The sequence below is a fragment of the Endozoicomonas sp. SESOKO4 genome, from assembly GCF_024606275.1.
On record NZ_JAHHPS010000622.1, the window covers coordinates 1 to 2207 of the forward strand.

Genomic DNA, 2207 nt, shown 5'->3' on the forward strand with positions numbered 1-2207 from the left:
ATTCATAACTTAACCCTGTCTCATTTTTAAAGACCAAAACAGAAGTATGCTTGCTGTGACAATCCGTTTTAAGACCGTTATCTTATCCTAGACTGGATTTTTCATAAATAAAGACAACGTCTTGCCCAACAGGAAATGAGCCCCACACTTTTGGAAGTCTTGCCATGATGTCGGTGACAGCGCTGTGACATACTCCCTCCACCAAATCGGCAAGCCGATTCCAGTGGGGGCTTCTCCGAATCATTTTAATGTCAGAACAGTCATTTTTCTGCCAGATGATACCCATATAGTAATCAGGATCTGAAGGATGAGTTGAACCAATGTTTTGGTAATTTTTTACGACAATCTACGGTTGATTTTTTTCAAATATTACTTCTTCTGACAGTAGATTATGGGCTGCTTTCTTTGCTCTCAATATACTGACACATCGTGGTACCAGCTGGAATGCCGGAATCCCAAATCCCATTACAACAGCTAACACCTGACTGGTATGCCTTATCCAGGCTTGCCTGATACGGCTTGAAAGATAAAACCAGCTATTAACAACAGCCTGATACCCAACAAAACTGGTTATGCCAAAGACTATGCCCTCTTTCTGCCTTTGGGTTAATCCTGCTTCACCAGTATTATTCATCATCAGAGCACCTGCGTCAGGAGGAAGTGTGGATGAAATGTCGGGAGCCTGAGTTGTACAATCAGACGTTGCAGTGCAATTACATGCAACATCAAAACCTGCTATTGACCACGTGCTCACAGAAGCAAACTCTGCCCGATAAGTTTTCTCCATGGCCTCACAGCCATATTGATCACTGCTATCACCTAAAACCCAGCCCCATGCCTGTTCTCTGTCTTTTAATCCAAATGCACCCTGAACCATATTAATATCAGTACAAAAACTACCCCAGATGCCACCCATATAGTGATCAGGATCCGATGGATTGGCCAGATCAATGGATAGGTCATTGCCAAACTGATCAACGACGCTGTTACAGATAGAGTCAACGAAGCGCATAACGTTTTCTCTGTGGAATAAGATCATAGAGAACAACACACTACTGCTTTCTGGCGAACTGGGTGCAGGAGCATGAGTAGGCACGGATATGACGGTTGTAGTATTTTTCATCGTCAACTGCACTTGCCCTGTAGTTTGATGACAGAAGACATTGAATGCTGCGTTCAGAGGTGTTGTCAGTCTTTGTATGCCTTGCAGGAGGTCAAATTCAGAGTTCGTAAAGCGATAAACGAAGCGCTCTTCTGCTCCTCTTCCATCAGCAAAATCTGTACATCCCAGCTCTACCGGTCGGACTCTTATCTGATTATCTGCCGGATCCAGTATCACCTTGATGTTGTCTGCAGAAAAAATACCCGCACCTCTCAGATACAGAATGCCTGAAGGTATATGTTTCTGTGTGGTCGGGGTTGAGCCGGGGTATTCTGTGGTAGCTGTTGTTGATAAACGGCTCTTCTCTGAAGAATTTCTGGAATCAATTTCTATATTCGCCAGATAGTAGACAGCATCATTATAGGGTGCCGACATCACGTAATGATTCTGTATGCCTCCTTCAATCACAAACTCAGGTAAAATATCTATCCTGTTCCCCACAAAAGCTGAGTTATCAGGCAATTGAAAACTCTTTACTCCTCTGAGATGGCCAGCGACGGGCACTGTCAATGGCAATTCATAAACGGCTGGCTGTCCCTTTCCTGACAATCGCTCTGCATCAAATATAAATAAAGTTGGATAGGTGGTTCGAAAAGCCTCATGATCCAGCCTTGTTATAGCCGATATTTTTCTTATCCTGACCGTTTCAGGAATTGGAGAAGCACTGGGTGAAATAGTTGAAGAAGGTGTTGTTGGAGATACCTGATTGTTTTTTTCCCTGATCAGCGCCTTAAAAGCAGGTAAATGATAACTGCACACGTCCCTATCAACCCCATTGGTTAATTCAGAACAACTTGAAGCCTCTGTATATCCGGAACTATCCGTTGACCCATCTGCGGCGCAAACATGATAGGGGAAGGCAAAAATTACTGATAACAGAGCAACCACAGAACCGGATCCGGGACTATTCATAACAGCACTCTTTCTCATTTTTAAATGCTAAAACAGAAAATCCTTACCGCAATAATCCCTCTTTAACGTCGCCATTTATCCTAGCAGCCTGTCGGACTTAAGCGTCCGTAGCGAGGATTGCAAGAAATTGAGG

At 43.7% G+C, this 2207-nt stretch carries 1 protein-coding gene; it reads right to left on the reverse strand.

Translation table 11 applies throughout. The features are described 5' to 3' along the window. Positions 1-346 precede the first annotated feature (346 nt). A complete protein-coding gene (locus KDK16_RS12160) occupies positions 347-2074 on the reverse strand; it encodes a hypothetical protein (RefSeq protein ID WP_257276324.1) in 1728 nt (575 codons plus the stop codon). Positions 2075-2207: the final 133 nt, after the last annotated feature.

Coding starts and splice junctions, on each gene's coding strand:
- KDK16_RS12160 (WP_257276324.1), bottom strand. CDS start 2,074: ATGAATAGTCCCGGATCCGGTTCTGTGGTTGCTCTGTTATCAGTAATT.